18 protein-coding genes are annotated in these 16,574 nt (G+C 62.9%); 8 read left to right on the forward strand and 10 right to left on the reverse strand.

From position 1 onward, the window contains the following. Positions 1-11: 11 nt before the first annotated feature. The 6 genes from NKI22_RS27485 to NKI22_RS27510 all read right to left on the reverse strand — a co-directional run bounded on the left by NKI22_RS27485 (position 12) and on the right by NKI22_RS27510 (position 5,689). Positions 12-584, reverse strand: coding sequence for a VOC family protein (locus NKI22_RS27485; RefSeq protein WP_352851533.1), 573 nt, complete (start codon positions 582-584; stop codon positions 12-14). Next, positions 494-1,819, reverse strand: coding sequence for a bifunctional folylpolyglutamate synthase/dihydrofolate synthase (locus NKI22_RS27490; protein WP_352495241.1), 1,326 nt, complete (start codon positions 1,817-1,819; stop codon positions 494-496). Before NKI22_RS27490 ends, NKI22_RS27485 begins: the two co-directional genes overlap by 91 nt. 62 nt (positions 1,820-1,881) lie before the next feature. Further along, a complete protein-coding gene (accD, locus tag NKI22_RS27495; RefSeq protein ID WP_352816601.1) occupies positions 1,882-2,808 on the reverse strand; it encodes an acetyl-CoA carboxylase, carboxyltransferase subunit beta in 927 nt (308 codons plus the stop codon). Between the two features lie 95 nt (positions 2,809-2,903). Continuing rightward, complete coding sequence (gene trpA, locus NKI22_RS27500) at positions 2,904-3,743, reverse strand: tryptophan synthase subunit alpha (protein WP_352484473.1); 840 nt, start codon at positions 3,741-3,743, stop codon at positions 2,904-2,906. A gap of 2 nt (positions 3,744-3,745) precedes the next feature. Continuing rightward, the gene (gene trpB, locus NKI22_RS27505) at positions 3,746-4,996 is read right to left on the reverse strand and encodes a tryptophan synthase subunit beta (protein WP_023718292.1); all 1,251 of its coding nucleotides are present in this window, start codon (positions 4,994-4,996) and stop codon (positions 3,746-3,748) included. A gap of 33 nt (positions 4,997-5,029) precedes the next feature. Beyond that, positions 5,030-5,689: a phosphoribosylanthranilate isomerase gene (locus tag NKI22_RS27510; RefSeq protein WP_352816658.1), complete on the reverse strand. Its 660-nt coding sequence runs from the start codon at positions 5,687-5,689 to the stop codon at positions 5,030-5,032. 167 nt (positions 5,690-5,856) lie between these two features. On the opposite strand from NKI22_RS27510, the gene NKI22_RS27515 reads away from it, so the two are divergent. Continuing rightward, the gene (locus tag NKI22_RS27515) at positions 5,857-6,075 is read left to right on the forward strand and encodes a hypothetical protein (protein ID WP_023718294.1); all 219 of its coding nucleotides are present in this window, start codon (positions 5,857-5,859) and stop codon (positions 6,073-6,075) included. Positions 6,076-6,083: 8 nt separating this feature from the next. On the opposite strand, the gene NKI22_RS27520 is transcribed toward NKI22_RS27515, so the two are convergent. The 4 genes from NKI22_RS27520 to NKI22_RS27535 all read right to left on the reverse strand — a co-directional run bounded on the left by NKI22_RS27520 (position 6,084) and on the right by NKI22_RS27535 (position 9,451). Beyond that, a complete protein-coding gene (locus NKI22_RS27520) occupies positions 6,084-6,842 on the reverse strand; it encodes a M48 family metallopeptidase (RefSeq protein WP_352816598.1) in 759 nt (252 codons plus the stop codon). 98 nt (positions 6,843-6,940) lie between these two features. Beyond that, the gene (locus NKI22_RS27525; protein WP_352495238.1) at positions 6,941-7,417 is read right to left on the reverse strand and encodes a DUF2852 domain-containing protein; all 477 of its coding nucleotides are present in this window, start codon (positions 7,415-7,417) and stop codon (positions 6,941-6,943) included. A gap of 116 nt (positions 7,418-7,533) precedes the next feature. Beyond that, positions 7,534-8,676 carry a benzoate/H(+) symporter BenE family transporter gene (locus NKI22_RS27530; protein WP_352591212.1) on the reverse strand — a complete coding sequence of 381 codons (1,143 nt, stop codon included), beginning with the start codon at positions 8,674-8,676 and terminating at the stop codon, positions 7,534-7,536. Between the two features lie 4 nt (positions 8,677-8,680). Continuing rightward, positions 8,681-9,451, reverse strand: a complete 771-nt coding sequence (locus tag NKI22_RS27535; protein ID WP_352816592.1) for an alpha/beta hydrolase — start codon at positions 9,449-9,451, stop codon at positions 8,681-8,683. Between the two features lie 214 nt (positions 9,452-9,665). Here NKI22_RS27535 and infC point away from each other — a divergent pair, with 214 nt between their 5' ends. The 7 genes from infC (at position 9,666) to NKI22_RS27570 (ending at position 16,316) form a co-directional block, all read left to right on the forward strand. After that, on the forward strand, positions 9,666-10,202 hold the full coding sequence (infC, locus tag NKI22_RS27540; protein ID WP_023677573.1) for a translation initiation factor IF-3: 537 nt from the start codon (positions 9,666-9,668) through the stop codon (positions 10,200-10,202). A gap of 202 nt (positions 10,203-10,404) precedes the next feature. After that, positions 10,405-11,046 (forward strand): methyltransferase family protein, encoded by a 642-nt coding sequence (locus NKI22_RS27545; protein WP_023718299.1) that lies wholly within the window; start codon positions 10,405-10,407, stop codon positions 11,044-11,046. Between the two features lie 178 nt (positions 11,047-11,224). Continuing rightward, positions 11,225-11,428 carry a 50S ribosomal protein L35 gene (rpmI, locus tag NKI22_RS27550; RefSeq protein WP_006201248.1) on the forward strand — a complete coding sequence of 68 codons (204 nt, stop codon included), beginning with the start codon at positions 11,225-11,227 and terminating at the stop codon, positions 11,426-11,428. A 147-nt stretch (positions 11,429-11,575) separates the two neighbouring features. Next, the gene (gene rplT, locus NKI22_RS27555; protein WP_006201247.1) at positions 11,576-11,977 is read left to right on the forward strand and encodes a 50S ribosomal protein L20; all 402 of its coding nucleotides are present in this window, start codon (positions 11,576-11,578) and stop codon (positions 11,975-11,977) included. 96 nt (positions 11,978-12,073) lie between these two features. Further along, positions 12,074-13,159 carry a phenylalanine--tRNA ligase subunit alpha gene (gene pheS, locus NKI22_RS27560; RefSeq protein WP_023718300.1) on the forward strand — a complete coding sequence of 362 codons (1,086 nt, stop codon included), beginning with the start codon at positions 12,074-12,076 and terminating at the stop codon, positions 13,157-13,159. A gap of 106 nt (positions 13,160-13,265) precedes the next feature. Beyond that, positions 13,266-15,674 (forward strand): phenylalanine--tRNA ligase subunit beta, encoded by a 2,409-nt coding sequence (gene pheT, locus NKI22_RS27565; protein WP_352484468.1) that lies wholly within the window; start codon positions 13,266-13,268, stop codon positions 15,672-15,674. 39 nt (positions 15,675-15,713) lie between these two features. After that, a complete protein-coding gene (locus NKI22_RS27570; RefSeq protein ID WP_352484467.1) occupies positions 15,714-16,316 on the forward strand; it encodes a nucleotidyltransferase family protein in 603 nt (200 codons plus the stop codon). Positions 16,317-16,574: the final 258 nt, after the last annotated feature.

Raw genomic sequence — 16,574 nt, forward strand, 5'->3', positions numbered from 1 at the left:
GCGAGGCGCGATCACCAATCCGCGATGCGATCGCCGCCGACGAATTGTGCGCTTTTCTCAGTGTATTCGAACAGTTCGATCTTCACGCCGTTGGGGTCGCGGATCCAAGCCTGGTAGGTGTCATCGCACGCGCGTTTCTTGGAAGTGACATCAACCCCCTCTGACCTCAGATGGGCGATCGCGGCGTCGATGTTTTCCACTTCGAGGCAGAAGTGGTTGATCTGGTTCAAGTCGCTATAGCTCGCGCCGTCTTTCTGGAACACTTCGACATGGCTACGGCTGCCGCAATTGAGATAGAAGCCGAAAATCTTGCCGTCGCGCAGGAAATTGAACTGCGTATCCATGCCGAGGACGTCCCGATAGAAGCTTCGCGTCTTCTCCAGGTCATTCGCGAAAATGCAAACGTGAGCGAGCTGCTTTACCTTGATCATGATTGGCTCCTCGCGGTGATCTGATAGGTGTGGCGTCATCATGGCCCGGGTGGAGGCACGCCTCAAACCGGCGGTGTGCCGTTTTCGGCCAATACCGCACCGGCCAGGTAAAGCGAGCCGCCGATAAGGATGCGCGGCGGCGGTCCGTCCCATGTGTCGCGCAGCAGCATCAGCGCATTGGCGACGGAACTGACGGGTTCGGCCGACAGGCCGGCCTCGATGGCGCGCGTCGCCAGTTCGTCGTTCGGCACGCCGGCGTCGCTCGTGCTCACCGGCACGGTGTAGACATGCCGCACCAGCCCTTTGAAGGCGCGGAAATAGCCGCTCTGGTCCTTGGTGTTGATCATGCCCGAGATCAGGAACAGCGGCCGCGGGTTCTTTTCCTCCTGCTCGGCCAGCGCCTCAGCGACGACCACGCCGGCGCCGGGATTATGGCCGCCGTCGAGCCAGATGTCGGCGCCCTTCGGCGCCAGTTCGGTCAGCCGGCCCAGCGGCAGCTTTTGCATGCGGCCCGGCCAGGCGACATTCGCCATCGCCTTCTCGGCAGCGCGGTGGCTGATCTCGAAGCCCGCCGCTTTGACCGCCGCGATCGCCGCTGCCGCATTGGCGAATTGGTGGCGCCCCGGCAGGCGCGGCGGCGCCAGGTCCATCAATCCGTCTTCGTCCTGATAGACCATGCGCCCGTTTTCCTCATAGGCAAGGAAATCCTGGCCATAGACGAAGGCGGGGCAGTCGAGCCGTTCGGCGGTTTCGATGAGCACCTGCTGCGCCGTCTCGCTTTCCTGCGCGCCGATGACGACCGGGCAACCGCGCTTGATGATGCCGGCCTTTTCGGCGGCGATCAGTTCAACGCGGTCGCCGAGATAGGCTTCGTGGTCGAGCGAGACCGGCATGATCACCGACACGGCCGGCTCGGCGATGACATTGGTGGCGTCGAAGCGGCCGCCAAGGCCGACCTCGAGGATGACGGCATCGGCCGGATATTCGGAAAACAGCACGAAGGTGACTGCGGTGAGGATTTCGAACACGGTGATCTTCTGGCCTTGATTGGCCTTGGCGACGCGGGCGATGGCTTCGGCGAAGACCTTGTCGTCCACCAGCCTGCCGCCGCCATCGGCGGCCAGTCGGTAGCGCTCATGCCAGTTCACCAGATGTGGCGATGTGTGGACATGGACGCGGTAGCCGGCGGCTTCGAGCAGCGCCCGTGAAAAGGCGGCACAGGAGCCCTTGCCGTTGGTGCCGGCGATGTGGATGACCGGCGGCAGCTGGTCCTGCGGGTTGCCGAGGCGCTCGAGTAGCCGCGAAATGCGGTCAAGCGAAAGGTCGAAGCCCTTCGGGTGAAGCGCCATCAGGCTTTCGATTTCGCGGTCGGCGGCAAGCGTGGTCATGAAGGAATCCTAAGCGTGCGCACAACGGCACACAACAGCCGCCCGCGCCGCATGATGTCGTGTCAGGCTTGCGGCCTGGCCTCGACCGGGATCACCGACGGCGGCAGGATTTCCGGCTCCTGCGATTTTTGCTCTTCCGGCAGCTTGAGCAGTATTCTCAGCAGCCGCGCAATCGTCTGGCGCATCTCCAGCCGTGACACCACCATGTCGACCATGCCGTGTTCCATCAGATATTCGGCGCGCTGGAAGCCGTCGGGCAGCTTTTCCCTGATGGTCTGCTCGATGACGCGCGGGCCGGCAAAGCCGATCAGGGCGCCGGGCTCCGCAATGTGCACGTCACCCAGCATGGCGTAGGAGGCGGTGACGCCGCCGGTCGTCGGGTTGGTCAGGACGACGATGTAGGGAAGGCCGGCCTCCTTCAGTCTGTCGACGCCGACCGTGGTCCGCGGCAACTGCATCAGCGACAGGATGCCTTCCTGCATACGGGCGCCGCCGGAGGCCGCAAACAGGATCAGCGGCCGCTTGCGCTGCAGGGCGACCTCAAAGCCATGCACGATGGCGTCACCGGCCGCCATGCCGAGCGAGCCGCCCATGAAGGCAAAATCCTGCACCGTCACCACCACCGGCAGGCCTTCGACGGTACCCAGCGCATTGATGATGGCGTCTTCCATGCCGGTCTTGGCCTTGGCATCCTTCAGCCGGTCTACATAGCGCTTCTCGTCGCGGAACTTGAGTGGATCCTGCACCACCTTGGGGTTTTCCAGCGTTTCGTATTTGCCGTCGTCGAGGAAGAACTTCAGCCGTTCCTTGGCCGATATCTTCATATGGTGGCCGGAGGACGGGATGACGAACTGGTTCTGCTCCAGATCCTTGTGGAACACCATTTCGCCGGTCTCGGGATCCTTGATCCACAGGTTTTCCGGCATGTCGGTGCGGCGGCCGAGCATCGAATTGATCTTCGGGCGGACGTAATTGGTGATCCAGTTCATCGCTTCGGCTCCTGTCCTTACGAAGAGTTAGACCATGATCCCGAAAAGTGGAAACCGGTTTTCGGCAAAGATCATGGTCAACCAGATGATCAAGACTATTCGGCGGCAGCAAGGCGAGCCGCGCGAACCCCTTGCGACAGCCCGCTGACCAGCGTGGCGACAGCTTCTGCCGGATCGGCGGTCTTTTCGCCCTTCGGCCCGAGCACGTTGGCGACCGCATTGACGATCGCCGTGCCGACGACGACGCCGTCGGCCGAGGCACCGATGGTGCGCGCCTGCTCGGCGGTCTTGACGCCGAAGCCGACGCAGACGGGCAGGTCGGTATGGCTCTTGATGCGCTTGACCGCTGCCGCCACCTTGCCGGTGTCGGCCAGCGCCGAGCCGGTAATGCCGGTCATCGAGACATAGTAGACGAAGCCCGACGTGTTCTGCAGCACCTTGCGCAGGCGCTTGTCGTCGGTGGTCGGGGTCGCCAGCCGGATGAAGTTGATGCCGGCCTTGAGTGCCGGGATGCAAAGCTCCTCGTCCATCTCCGGTGGCAGGTCGACGACGATCAGCCCGTCTATGCCGCTGGCCAGCGCGTCGCTCAGGAAGCGCTTGACGCCGTAGATGTAGATCGGATTGTAGTAGCCCATCAAGACAATCGGCGTTTCATTGTCGCCGGCGCGGAATTCCGAGGCCATCTTCAGCGTCTTGACCAGTGTCTGGCCGCCCTTCAGCGCCCGCAGGCCGGCCGCCTGGATCGCCGGGCCGTCGGCCATTGGATCAGAAAACGGCATGCCGAGCTCGATGATGTCGCTGCCGGCGCCAGGCAGCGCCTTCATGATCGACAGCGACGTGTCGTAGTCGGGGTCGCCGCCCATGAAATAGGTGACGAGTGCCGGTCGGCCTTCGGCCTTCAGCTTCGCCATGCGGCGGTCGATACGGGTGGTCATGATCAGATCTCCATGCCCAGCATATTGGCCACCGTATGCACGTCCTTGTCGCCGCGGCCGGACAGATTGACGATGACGATCTGGTCCTTGTCCATATCAGGCACGATCTTCACCGCCTGCGCGATAGCGTGGGCGGATTCCAGCGCCGGAATGATGCCCTCGACGCGCGTCGTCAGCTGAAACGCCTCGAGCGCCTCGTCGTCGAGGATCGGCACATAGTCGACGCGGCCGGAATCGCGCAGCCACGAGTGCTCCGGCCCGACGCCGGGATAGTCGAGCCCGGCCGAGATCGAGTGGCCGTCCATGATCTGGCCGTCGGCGTTCTGCAGGAGGTAGGTACGGTTGCCATGCAGCACGCCGGGCGCGCCGGCACTCATCGAAGCGCAATGCTCGATGCCATCGAGGCCGCGGCCGCCGGCTTCGACGCCGATGATGCGAACCTCTTTGTCGTCGAGGAAGGGATGGAACAGGCCGATGGCGTTGGAACCGCCGCCGACACAAGCGATGATGGTGTCCGGCAGCCGGCCTTCCTGCTCGAGGATCTGGGCGCGCGCCTCGGTGCCGATCACCGATTGGAAGTCGCGCACCAGCTCTGGATAGGGGTGGGGGCCGGCGGCGGTGCCGATCAGGTAATAGGTGTCCTCGACATTGGTCACCCAGTCGCGCAACGCCTCGTTCATGGCGTCCTTCAGCGTGCCGTGGCCGGCGGTCACCGGCCGCACTTCCGCGCCCAGAAGCTTCATGCGAAAGACGTTGGGGCTTTGCCGGGCGACATCGGTCGCGCCCATATAGACGATACAGGGAAGCCCAAAGCGCGCCGCCACTGTAGCGGAAGCGACGCCATGCTGGCCGGCTCCGGTCTCGGCGATGATCCTCGTCTTGCCCATGCGCTTGGCGAGCAGGATCTGGCCGAGGCAGTTGTTGATCTTGTGCGAGCCGGTGTGGTTCAGATCCTCGCGCTTGAAATAGACCTTTGCGCCCCCGCCGAGGCCCTTCGCTGCGGAAACCTCGCGAAGATGCCTGGTCAAGCCTTCGGCGAAATAGAGCTTCGACGGCCGCCCGGCGTAATGCGTCGAGAGATCGGTCAGTTCGGCCTTGAAGTCCGGATCGTTCTTGACCTCGTTCCAGTGCCGCTCCAGCTCAAGGATCAGCGGCATCAGCGTTTCGGCAACGAAACGACCGCCAAAAATGCCGAACATGCCCTGCTCGTCGGGGCCGGTGCGGAAGGAATTCGGTATCGCCGGCTTATCCATCGCCGATCTCCTGGTCTGTGGTTTGAAGCGTGGTCAGGCGGCGCGGTTGTCGCGTGCTGCCCCGACGGCCCGGAAAAATTGTTCGATCAGCGCCGGTTCCTTGACCCCCGGCGCGCTTTCCACGCCTGAGGAAAGATCTATTCCGCGCGGGTTCGCCAGCCGAAGGGCGTCGCCGATATTGCCGGCATTGAGCCCACCGGAAAGCATGTAATCGACGCCGGCGTCAAGGCCGGCCAGAATGCGCCAGTCGAAGGCAAGACCGTTGCCGCCCGGCAGTTCCGAACCCTTAGGCGGCTTGGCATCGAACAGAAAGCGGTCGGCAATGCCGATGAAGGGTTTAACCCGCTCGAGATCGGCAGCCTCGCTGACCGGCAGTGCCTTCATCACCGGCAAGCCGTAGCGCGCCTTCACCTCAGCCACCCGGTCGGGCGTTTCGGCGCCGTGAAGCTGCAGCATGTCGGGCTGCATTTTTTCGACGATCTCGTCCAGGAACGCGTCGCTGGCGTCGACCGTCACCGCAACCGCCTTGGTCTTGCCGCGCGCCGCTTCGCGCAGGCGGCCGGCTTCCACCGGCTCGACATAGCGCGGGCTTTTGGCAAAGAAATTGAAGCCGACATGGCTGGCGCCGCCGGCCAATGCCGCGGCCAGTGCCTTGTCAGTCTTCAATCCGCATATCTTGATGTCCAGCGCCATGGCGCGGGATTGGCACGAAACGACCAAAGAGTCGAGAAAAAGCATCCTGTTTGCCGCCGGCGCGGAACGCGCTACCTTGCTAATGTAAGAGCGGAACGCGCCACCTTGCTAATATAAGAGCGCAACGCGCTACCTTGCTCAGGCACAAAGGCGGGAGAACAAAGACCATGCCGGAAAAGACCGTCGCGGAACTCAGGCAAAAGCTGGCGCAGGCCCATGAGGTCATCGCTCATTTGATGGACAAGGCAGCCTTCAACGGCGCGGAGGCGCATCGGGCGCTGGCTTATTTCAGCAACGATGGCTTCGAGAAGGATTTTCTGCCTTGGCCGCGCCATGTCGATGAGGGGTTGCGGCCGGAGGAGTTGAACGCGGCGAATGACGATTGATCGGACAACTACTCGAACGTGATCGCCTGCAGCGCGCCGCCATTGCGCTTGAGCCAATCCTTGCAGCGCTCGGTGTCCGGGCACAGCTGCTCGCATAATTTCCAGAATTTCGGGCCGTGGTTCATCTCCTTGAGATGCGCCACCTCGTGCGCCACGAGGTAGTTTATCACCGGCCGCGGCGCCATCATGATGCGCCAGGAAAACGACAGATTGCCGTCCGACGTGCAGGACCCCCAGCGGCTCGACGTATCCTTGAAGCGGATCGCCTTGGCGCGCTTGCCGACCGCAGCACTGTGCTTGGTCACCAGCGCCTCGATCTCGCGCTTGGCTTCGCGCTTGAGGAAATCGGCGATGCGGCGCGGCAGATGCAGGCGCTCACCATGCACGATCACCAGCGGACCGCGCTCGTCGCGCGACAGCGTGACTGTACCGCGTTTCGACGGTTCATGGACGATGCGATGCGGCACACCGCGCACCGGTATCTTGATGCCGGGCCGCACCTGCGGCCGGTTGGGCACCTTGGCCAGCCTTTGCTCCAGCCAGTCCTGATGACGGTCGAGGAATCTTTCCACCTCGCCGCGCCGCAGCCCCGGCGGCACGGTGATGCGCAGGCCGCGGCCGCCGGAATCGATGCGCAGCGTCAGGCGCCGCGCCCTGTCGTTCTCGACGATCTTGAGCGGCAGCGTGCGGCCGGCAACGCAATGCTCGCGCTCCACGACGGGCGTGGGCTTGGGTTTCGTCGGGGTGCGAAAGAAGCCGAAGGACATTCCGGGACGATACGTGATTCGAGGGAAACGACTAGAACAAAAAAGAAACGGCGCCGCTGACGCGACGCCGTTGGATTATCTATCTGGGCACGGGACCCTTACTCGTCGAGCAGGCCTGGCGTGGACTTGCCGGTGGTTTTGTTGTTCGTCGTCGACCCGGTCGTGGGAGACGTCGACTTGTTGCGGTTGGCCATGAAACGATCGAACTCTTCCTGGTCCTTGGCGCGGCGCAATTCGCGGGCATATTCGTCGAACTCGCTCAGCATCTCGTCGAGCTTGCGGCGTTCCTCGGCAAGCCGCTCGAGTTCCTTTTCGCGCCAGTCGTCGAAAGCGACGTTGCCGGTGCGGGCGGAGCCGTGCCCCCAGCGCGCGGCCTTGTCGGAACCGCGGCGGCAGCCGGCGAAGATGCCGTCGGTGGCGCGGTTGACGTCGCGCTTGAAGCCGTCGAGCCGGTCGCCCCAGATGATGTAGGCGAGCATGGCGAAGCCGAGCGGCCAGAACACCATGAACCCGATCACCATCAGCGCGATGGTCGCCGGCGTCCAGGCCGGACGGATCAATGCAGATGTGTTCATTTCTCCCAATCCTTCAGTTGGAGACAGCCAAATCCGGCTGCGTGGAATCGAAATGGGATGGAGAAAACGGCGATTCAAGACAGCAACCGCCAAAACCGGACAAGCGGCTGAAATGATTATCGCTTTTTGAGCATTTCAAGGAAAAGCACGACCAATCCGGCGATCAGGCCCCAGAACGCCGCGCCGACGCCGAACAGCGTCAGCCCTGATGCGGTGACGGCGAAGGTGACGGTAGCGGCCATCCGCTCGTCCTCGTCTTTCAAGGCGATCGACAGCGCATTGGCGAGCGGTGCCATCAGCGCCAGGCCGGCGACCAGCGCGATCAGGCTCTGCGGCAATACGGCGAAGATCGCCACCAGCGAGGCGCCGAACAGGGCAAAGACAAGATAGGCCAGCGCGTAGAACGGGCCGGTCTTCCAGCGCTCGGCCGGATCAGGATCCACGTCGGGTCCGGTGCAGATCGCCGCCGAGATCGCCGCCAGATTGGTCGTCGAGGCGCCGAACGGCGCCGTCAGCAGCGAAAACAGGCCGGTGACGCCGATCAGCGGCCCGGGTTCGGGATGATAGCCGGCTGCCCTCAGCACGGCGAGGCCGGATAGGTTCTGCGAGGCCATGGTGACCAGATAGAGCGGCAATGCCAGGCCGATGATCGAAGCGGCGGTGAACTGCGGCATTACCAGCGTCAAGCTCGAGAGTTCCGGTGCCGGCAGACCGCCGACCCGGTCGGTAAGAAAGGCCGCGAGACCGCCGCCGATCAGCACCAACAGCACCGACAGCGCCGGGTTGAACAGGCGGATGACGAAGAAGACCGCAACCAGCGGCAGGATCAGCCAGGGGTCGACGGGCACGGTCTTCACCGCATTGATGGCGAAGGTTACGACGATGCCGGCCAGCATTCCGGACGCGACCGAAGCCGGTATTCTGGCGATCAGCTTGGTCAATGGCCCGAACAGGCCGGTGGCGACCAGCAGGACCCCAGTGACGATGAAGGCGCCAACCGCCTCGCCCATCGAAAAGCCGGTCGATGCGGCGATCAGCGCGACGCCCGGCGTCGACCATGCGGTGATGACCGGCATTTTCGTGCGCCACGACAGCCACAGGCTCTCGATGGCCATCGCCAGGCAGAGTGCCGTCACCCAGCTTGCGGTCTCGACCTGCGTTGCGCCGACCGCCTTGGCGGCGGCAATGACGATGGCCAGCGTACCGCCGAAGCCGACGATCGCCGCCACAAAGGCGGACACCGGAATGGAAATGCGCATGTCTCTATCCCGCCTGCCGCACCATCGCGTCCACCACCCGCACCAGCATATCGAGATCCTGAGGTCGCGACAGGCGGTGGTCGCCGTCCGGAATGAGCGACAGCGTGACGTCGTCGGCCGGCAGCAGGCCGACCAGCTTGAGCGCATGGCTCGACGGCACGTCGGGATCGGCCAGGCCTTGCAGGATATGGACCGGGCAGTGCGTGTCGATCGGCCCGGTCATCACCCGGTTGCTGCGGCCGTCCTCGATCAGTGCGCGGGTGTAGATGTACGGTTCGACGGAATAGTCCGACGGCTCTTCGAAGAAACCCTTTTTCCTGAGGTCGCGCTTCTGCGCCCCAGTCAGCACCGGCTCCACCAGTTCGAACGTGAAATCGGGCGCCGGGGCCAGCAGCACAAGGCCGGCGACGCTGTTCTCGCCCGCCTTACGCAATTCCTGCACCATGCGCAGCGCGATCCACGCGCCCATCGACGAACCAACCAGGATTTGCCTGCCCTGGGTGAAGCGGCGGAAAACCGCCAGGCTCTCGCCCAGCCATTTCGAGATGGTGCCGTCGGCAAAGGCGCCACCCGATTCGCCATGGCCGGAATAATCGTGGCGCAGGAAGGCCCGGCCGTCTTTGCGCGTCCATTCCGACAGGGTTTCGGCCTTGGTGCCCAGCATGTCGGATTTGTAGCCGCCAAGCCAGACGATGCCGGGCTCGGCACCTGCCGCATGCCTGACGGCGATGCTCGTCCCGTCGACGTCTAGGAAGATCGGGGTGGTGGTGCTCATGGTGTATTCCCTCGCGCCGGTCTTTTGGCACAAGCGGGGGTTCAACGAAAAGTGCTCTGTTACTTTCTTCGCTTGGTGCAGAGGAGCATTCATCGAGCAGGTGATTTCCTGAGAATGCTGTGCTATTGACTCCGACCGCGCGCTCACCACATTGCGCGTTCGCAATTCTGAACTGAAGAACCCCTTAACGAAACGGCTCAAGGAGACCACGACCATTCGCAGACCTTTCAAAGCAGCGGCGCCCACCAAGGAAGGCCCGCGCTCCAACCGTGATATCCGGGTTCCCCGGGTCCAGCTAATCGACGCCGAAGGCCAGAACCGGGGCGATGTCTCCATCAACGACGCATTGCTGCTCGCCGAAGAGGCTGGGCTCGATCTGGTCGAGATATCGCCCAATGCAGTGCCGCCCGTCGTAAAGATCCTCGATCTCGGGAAGCTGAAATACGCTAACCAGAAGAAGGCGGCCGAGGCGCGCAAGAACCAGAAGGTCATCGAGATCAAGGAGATCAAGATGCGCCCGAACATCGACAGCCACGACTATGAGACCAAGATGAAGGCCGTCCGGCGCTTTTTCGAGGAAGGCGATAAGGTCAAGCTGACATTGCGCTTCCGCGGTCGCGAGATGGCGCACATGGAACTCGGCATGCAGCTTCTGAATAAGGTTCGCGAGGAAGTGGCGCCCATCGCCAAGGTCGAAGCCGAACCGAAGCTCGAAGGCCGCCAGATGATGATGGTGCTGGCGCCCCGCTAAAGCGCGTTGCGCTTTAGTTCTGTTTTGTGCATGTCGTTGTCCCAAAACCGCTGCGCACTTTTGGGCGACATGCATTAAATCCGCCTGAATCATGTTGCAAGGCGTCCCGGCGATCGGCGGGGCGCCTGTTTTCTTGGCCAGACGCTGCGATCGCCGGCGAGAGCAACGACGCTCTGGTTCCCTCGACGATCGGATTCCCGACATGGTCAATGAAGTCAGATACGCGCAAGTTAAGCACGGGCTTGGCAGCTACCAGCATATGCGCAGGATGGTACTTGCCGTTCTCATCATGGTGATGTTCGCGGCGCTGCTGTTCGGCCAGTCGGTTTTCCCTCCCGATACGCCAGTGCATGAAACGATCGAAATGGTCGGCGTCGTGCTGATCTTTCTCGGCATCGTCGGGCGCTTGTGGTCGACGCTTTACATCGGCGGACGCAAATCCTCCGAAGTGGTGACCGGCGGACCCTATTCGATCACGCGCAACCCACTCTACCTTTTCTCCACTTTAGCTGCCGCTGGTGTCGGCGCACAGATCGGCTCCATCGCGGCCACGATCGGCTTTGGAGCGCTCTGCGCGGGTGCCTTTTACATCGTTATCCTGCGCGAGGAGAAATTCCTCAAGGAGGTTCTCGGCGCGCCATACCAGGCCTATCTGGCGAAAGTGCCGCGCTTCTTCCCGAAACTGTCACTGTATCAGGAAGGCGACACCGGCAGCTTCAAGCCGCGCCTGCTGCGAACCACGTTACTGGACGGGCTGGTGTTCCTCCTTGCCTTGCCGGCTTTCGAACTGATCGACGGCGCCCAGCAGTCGGGCATATTACCGGTGCTGTTCCGTTTCCCCTGAGCACTACAAGGTTGCTGAGCGCTGGGTGTTGCGCGCGCCCTCGCTTTGACGTATATGACCGCGTTCCAAAAAAACCGCCCGGCAGGGCATGCCGTGGCGGTTTCATTTGCTTTTCGGGCTTTGGTCGGCCTGAAGCGAACAAAAAGCGCATTGGTGCGCATATAAACGGAGTAGCAAAATGCCCAAGATGAAGACCAAATCGGCCGCCAAGAAGCGGTTCAAGATCACAGGTACGGGTAAAGTTCTGTCGGCTGCGGCCGGCAAGCGTCACGGCATGATCAAGCGTTCCAACAAGTTCATTCGAAATGCCCGCGGCACGATGGTTCTGGCTGAACCGGATGGCAAGAAGGTCATCAAGAATTTTCTGCCGAACGGCCTCTAGGGCATGATGCCAAAAAGTTGCAAACTTTTTGGAAAACATCATGCGCCAAATAAGGGCATTCGGTCTGGACACGCATTTGTTTTACGCAATTCCGAACGGAAAACCGCTAGGCACTTTTCCTGGAATTGCTTTTAAGGAGATCATGACATGGCACGCGTAAAGAGAGGCGTCACCTCGCACGCCAAGCACAAGAAGGTCCTGAAAGCCGCCAAGGGTTTTTACGGCCGCCGCAAGAACACCATTCGCATCGCCAAGCAGGCGGTGGAAAAGTCGCTGCAGTACGCCTATCGCGACCGCAAGAATCGCAAGCGTTCGTTCCGCGCGCTGTGGATCCAGCGCATCAATGCGGCGACGCATGAGCATGGCTTGACCTATGGCCGTTTCATCGACGGTCTCAACAAGGCCGGCATCGAGATCGATCGCAAGATCCTGTCGGACATGGCCATCCACGAGCCGCAGGCTTTTGCCGCACTCGTGGCCAAGGCCAAGGTCGCGCTCGAATACCTCAAGAACACCACGCCGAACGCTTTTGAAAGCGCTGTCGCTTAAGACCAGCGCTTCCCAAGCTATTCGACACTTGATTTGGGAAACCCGCGCTGGCAGGGCTGGCGCGGGTTTTTCTTTGCTTCCAATCGGGTCTGGAACATGAGTGACATGGAAACTCTCGAAAATTCCCTGATGGCCGAGATCGCCTCTGCCGCCGACGAGCAAGCAATCGAGGCGGTGCGTGTCTCTGCCCTCGGCAAGAAGGGTTCGGTCTCCGAGATACTGAAGACACTCGGCTCGATGAGCGCCGAGGAGCGCCAGGTCAAAGGCCCGGCAATCAACGGCCTCAAGAACCGCGTCACCGAGGCACTTTCGGCCCGTCGCGCCGAGCTGAAAGATGTGGCGATCACGGCACGGCTTGCCGCCGAGAAGGTCGACGTCACCTTGCCGGTGCGACAATCGCCGGCCGAGCGCGGCCGCATCCATCCGATCAGCCAGGTTATCGACGAGATCGCGGCGATCTTCGGCGATCTCGGCTTTGCCATCGCCGAAGGTCCCGACATCGAGACCGACTATTACAATTTCACCTCGCTGAACTTCCCGGAAGGCCACCCGGCGCGCGAGATGCACGACACCTTCTTCTTCCAGCCGGACGAGCAGGGCGAACGCAAGCTTTTGCGCACCCACACCTCGCCGGTGCAGATCCGCACCATGGAGATGCAGAAGCCGCCGATCCGCATCGTCATTCCTGGCAAGACCTACCGGCAGGATTCCGATGCCACCCACTCACCGATGTTCCATCAGGTCGAGGGATTGGTGATCGACAAATCGGCCAACGTCGCCAACATGAAGTGGGTACTGGAGGAGTTCTGCAAGGCCTTCTTCGAGGTGCCGAGCGTCAAGATGCGCTTCCGGCCGTCCTTCTTCCCGTTCACCGAGCCCAGCCTCGAGGTCGATATCCAGTGCGACCGTTCGCGGCCTGGCGAGGTGCGCTTCGGTGAAGGCTCAGACTGGCTGGAGATCCTAGGCTGCGGCATGGTCCACCCCAACGTGCTCCGCTACGGCGGCCTCGATCCCGACGAATACCAGGGCTTCGCCTGGGGCATGGGCATCGACCGCATCGCCATGCTGAAATACGGCATGCCCGACCTGCGCGCCTTCTTCGACGCCGATGTGCGCTGGCTGTCGCATTACGGTTTTAGGCCGCTCGACATGCCGACGCTGTTTGGCGGGCTAAGCGCGTGACAACCGGGCCGCAGCAAATCCGCGGGCAGCTAGCCTTCCTGCACATGTCCGACGCGCGGCCGCATAGCTTCAAGCCCAGCGTGCCCAGACCAGACGGAACACAGTCATGAAACTTACCCTCTCCTGGCTCAAGGATCATCTCGAGACCGATGCCTCGCTGGCGGAAATCGTCGAACGTCTCACCTCGATCGGCCTCGAGGTCGAGCATGTCGACGACCGGGCGAGCTTGAAACCTTTCGTCATCGCCAAGGTGCTGACGGCAGTCCAGCATCCCGACGCCGACCGGCTGCGCGTGCTGACCGTCGACACCGGCGACGGCAGGGCGCCGGTGCAGGTTGTCTGCGGCGCGCCGAACGCCCGCGCGGGCCTGATCGGCGCCTTTGCAGCACCCGGCACCTATATTCCCGGCATCGACGTGACGCTGACCGTCGGCAAGATCCGCGGCGTCGAAAGCCACGGCATGATGTGCTCCGAGCGCGAGCTCGAACTGTCCGAGGAGCATGACGGCATCATCGACCTGCCGGCCGATGCGCCGGTCGGCACCAGTTTCGCCGCCTATGCCCATCTCGACGATCCGCTGATCGAAATCAATCTGACGCCGAACCGGCCGGATGCGACCAGCGTTTATGGCATCGCCCGCGATCTGGCGGCGAGCGGGCTCGGCACGCTGAAGAGCGCGCCGATAGAGCCGATCCCCGGCAAGGGCGAGACGCCGGTCAAGGTGACGATCGAAGCGCCGGAGCTCTGTCCCGGCTTTGCGCTGCGCCTGGTGCGCGGCGTCAAGAACGGACCGTCGCCGAAATGGTTGCAGCAAAGGCTTCTCGCCATCGGCTTGAGGCCGATCAGTGCGCTGGTCGACATCACCAATTATGTCACCTTCGATCGCGGCCGGCCGCTGCATGTCTTCGACGCTGCGAAGGTCACCGGCAATCTCACCGTGCGCCGGGCACGCGACGGCGAAAAGGTGCTGGCGCTCGACGGCCGCGAATACACGCTGACGCCGGAGATGTGCGTCATCGCCGACCAGGATGGTATCGAGTCGATCGCCGGCATCATGGGTGGCGAGCATTCCGGCTGCGACGAGAACACCACCGACGTGCTGATCGAGTCGGCACTTTGGGACCCGATCGCCACCGCCCGCACCGGCCGCACGCTCGGCATCATCACCGATGCACGCTACCGCTTCGAGCGTGGCGTCGACCCGGAAATGATGATTCCCGGTGTGGAGCTGGCGACGAGGCTGGTGCTCGATTTCTGCGGCGGTACGCCGACGCAAACCGAAGTCGTCGGCTATGCCGGCCATCGGCCGAAGATCGTCTCGTTCCCGTTGTCGGACGTGAAGCGGCTGACCGGCATCGAAGTGCCGCGCTCGACGAGCCTCGACATTCTTGCCCGCCTCGGCTTCAAGCCGGAGGGCACGGGCGATGTCGTCAATGTGGCGGTCCCGTCCTGGCGGCCGGATGTCGACGGCAAGGCCGACCTGGTCGAGGAGGTCATGCGCATCCACGGCGTCGACAATATCGCGCCGCAGCCGCTCGGCAGCCACGACGCGGTCAACGCCAAGATCCTGACTGTGCTGCAGATCCGCACCCGCGCCGCCAAGCGGGCACTTGCCGTGCGCGGCATGATGGAGGCCGTCACCTGGTCGTTCATTCCGGCAAAACACGCCGATTTGTTCGGCGGCGGCCAGCAGGCGCTGAAGCTTGCCAACCCGATCGCCGCCGATATGTCGGACATGCGGCCGTCGCTGCTGCCGGGCCTGATCGCGGCCGCGCAGCGCAACGCCGACAAGGGCATCGGCGATGTCGCGCTGTTCGAAGTGTCGGGCACTTACGAGGGCGACGGCGCCGACCAGCAGCGGCGTGTTGCCGCCGGCGTTCGGCGCGGCACCGCCAAGCTCGAGGGCTCCGGCCGCCATTGGGCAGGCAATGCCGGCGCCGTCGGCGTCTTCGATGCCAAGGCCGACGCCATCGCTGCACTCGAAGCCTGCGGCGCGCCGGTCGAGCGGCTGCAGATCGAGGCCGGCGGCCCGGCCTGGTATCATCCCGGCCGGTCCGGCACGATCAAGCTCGGGCCGAAGGTCGTGCTCGGCACGTTCGGCGAATTCCATCCGAAGACGCTGGAGGGGCTTGACGTCTCCGGTCCGCTTTGCGGGTTTGAGGTGTTCATCGATGCCGTGCCCGAGCCGAAGGCCAAGCCGACGCGGACAAAGCCGAGGCTCGATCTGTCCGCCTTCCAGGCGGTCAAGCGCGATTTCGCCTTCGTCGTCGACAAGGCGGTCGAAGCCGGCACACTCGTTCGCGCCGCCCTTGCCGCAGACCGGAAGCTGATTTCCGGCGTCTCGGTGTTCGATGTTTTCGAGGGTGCAGCGCTCGGCGCGGCGAAGAAGTCGATCGCCATCGAAGTTTCGATCCAGCCGGTCGAAAAGACGCTGACCGACGAGGATTTCGAGGCGCTGGCCAAGCGCATCGTCGAGAATGTCGGCAAACAGACCGGCGGCGTGCTGCGCGGCTGAGGGATTGCGGACGCATGGCGAATCGCCCTCCAAAGGGCGATGAACCATTTGCGCTATTCAGGGCTGCCCTTCGAGGAACAGCGTGCAGCCTTTCTCGATATCGTCTCGGCCGATCCGCTGGTCGGCGAGACGCTGTCGCGGGTACGGGCGCTCGACCTCCCCGACTGGCTGGTCGTGTCCGGCGCGCTTTACAACAGCGTCTGGAATCATCTGACGGCGAAGCCTTCGGGATATGGCATTCGTGATGTCGATCTGTTCTATTTCGATGAGAGCGATCTGTCTTACGAGGCCGAGGACACGGTCATCCGCCGGGCGGCGAAGCAGTTCGAAGGACTGACGCTGCCGGTCGAAGTGCGCAACCAGGCGCGGGTGCATTTGTGGTTTGAGGCGCGCTTTGGCGGTTCCTATCCCAGACTGTCGTCGTCCGCCGAGGCGCTGTCCTATTTCGCTTCGAAAACCCATGCGGTCGGCGTTAGATTCGGCACCGATGGGCAACTCGCGCTCGTGGCGCCGTTCGGGCTCGACGACATCTTCTCGTTTCGCGTTACCCCGAACCGTGCACTAGATAATCAGCAGACGCACGAGATGAAGGGCGCGCGTGCGAGGGAGAACTGGCCGGAGATCAGTGTCGTGCCTTGGTAGGAAATGTCGGCGGGACAGCACCCCCCTCTGTCCTGCCGGACATCTCCCCCTCAAGGGGGGAGATCGGCAGCTTCGGCGATCCGCTCGCTCCTGCAACGTCCGTGATTGGCGAAAGCCGAGGTGACGTCCAATCTCCCCCTTGAGGGGGAGATGTCCGGCAGGACAGAGGGGGGTGCCTCGCGCCAATATCTCGCAATTATTTGCATTGCGGTGCGACCGAAAACGGGGCGCCGAAACGCCCCGTTTCGATTACGCCGT

It is taken from the genome of Mesorhizobium sp. M0778, from assembly GCF_040320105.1.
In the GTDB taxonomy this organism is placed as follows: Bacteria; Pseudomonadota; Alphaproteobacteria; order Rhizobiales; family Rhizobiaceae; genus Mesorhizobium.

What these genes read in the sequence shown, in the direction of transcription:
- NKI22_RS27485 (WP_352851533.1), bottom strand. Translation starts at nt 584, where the DNA reads ATGGGACGGACCGCCGCCGCGCATCCTTATCGGCGGCTCGCTTTACCT.
- NKI22_RS27490 (WP_352495241.1), bottom strand. Translation starts at nt 1,819, where the DNA reads ATGACCACGCTTGCCGCCGACCGCGAAATCGAAAGCCTGATGGCGCTT.
- accD (WP_352816601.1), bottom strand. Translation starts at nt 2,808, where the DNA reads ATGAACTGGATCACCAATTACGTCCGCCCGAAGATCAATTCGATGCTC.
- trpA (WP_352484473.1), bottom strand. Translation starts at nt 3,743, where the DNA reads ATGACCACCCGTATCGACCGCCGCATGGCGAAGCTGAAGGCCGAAGGC.
- trpB (WP_023718292.1), bottom strand. Translation starts at nt 4,996, where the DNA reads ATGGATAAGCCGGCGATACCGAATTCCTTCCGCACCGGCCCCGACGAG.
- NKI22_RS27510 (WP_352816658.1), bottom strand. Translation starts at nt 5,689, where the DNA reads ATGGCGCTGGACATCAAGATATGCGGATTGAAGACTGACAAGGCACTG.
- NKI22_RS27515 (WP_023718294.1), top strand. Translation starts at nt 5,857, where the DNA reads ATGCCGGAAAAGACCGTCGCGGAACTCAGGCAAAAGCTGGCGCAGGCC.
- NKI22_RS27520 (WP_352816598.1), bottom strand. Translation starts at nt 6,842, where the DNA reads ATGTCCTTCGGCTTCTTTCGCACCCCGACGAAACCCAAGCCCACGCCC.
- NKI22_RS27525 (WP_352495238.1), bottom strand. Translation starts at nt 7,417, where the DNA reads ATGAACACATCTGCATTGATCCGTCCGGCCTGGACGCCGGCGACCATC.
- NKI22_RS27530 (WP_352591212.1), bottom strand. Translation starts at nt 8,676, where the DNA reads ATGCGCATTTCCATTCCGGTGTCCGCCTTTGTGGCGGCGATCGTCGGC.
- NKI22_RS27535 (WP_352816592.1), bottom strand. Translation starts at nt 9,451, where the DNA reads ATGAGCACCACCACCCCGATCTTCCTAGACGTCGACGGGACGAGCATC.
- NKI22_RS27545 (WP_023718299.1), top strand. Translation starts at nt 10,405, where the DNA reads ATGGTCAATGAAGTCAGATACGCGCAAGTTAAGCACGGGCTTGGCAGC.
- rpmI (WP_006201248.1), top strand. Translation starts at nt 11,225, where the DNA reads ATGCCCAAGATGAAGACCAAATCGGCCGCCAAGAAGCGGTTCAAGATC.
- rplT (WP_006201247.1), top strand. Translation starts at nt 11,576, where the DNA reads ATGGCACGCGTAAAGAGAGGCGTCACCTCGCACGCCAAGCACAAGAAG.
- pheS (WP_023718300.1), top strand. Translation starts at nt 12,074, where the DNA reads ATGAGTGACATGGAAACTCTCGAAAATTCCCTGATGGCCGAGATCGCC.
- pheT (WP_352484468.1), top strand. Translation starts at nt 13,266, where the DNA reads ATGAAACTTACCCTCTCCTGGCTCAAGGATCATCTCGAGACCGATGCC.
- NKI22_RS27570 (WP_352484467.1), top strand. Translation starts at nt 15,714, where the DNA reads ATGAACCATTTGCGCTATTCAGGGCTGCCCTTCGAGGAACAGCGTGCA.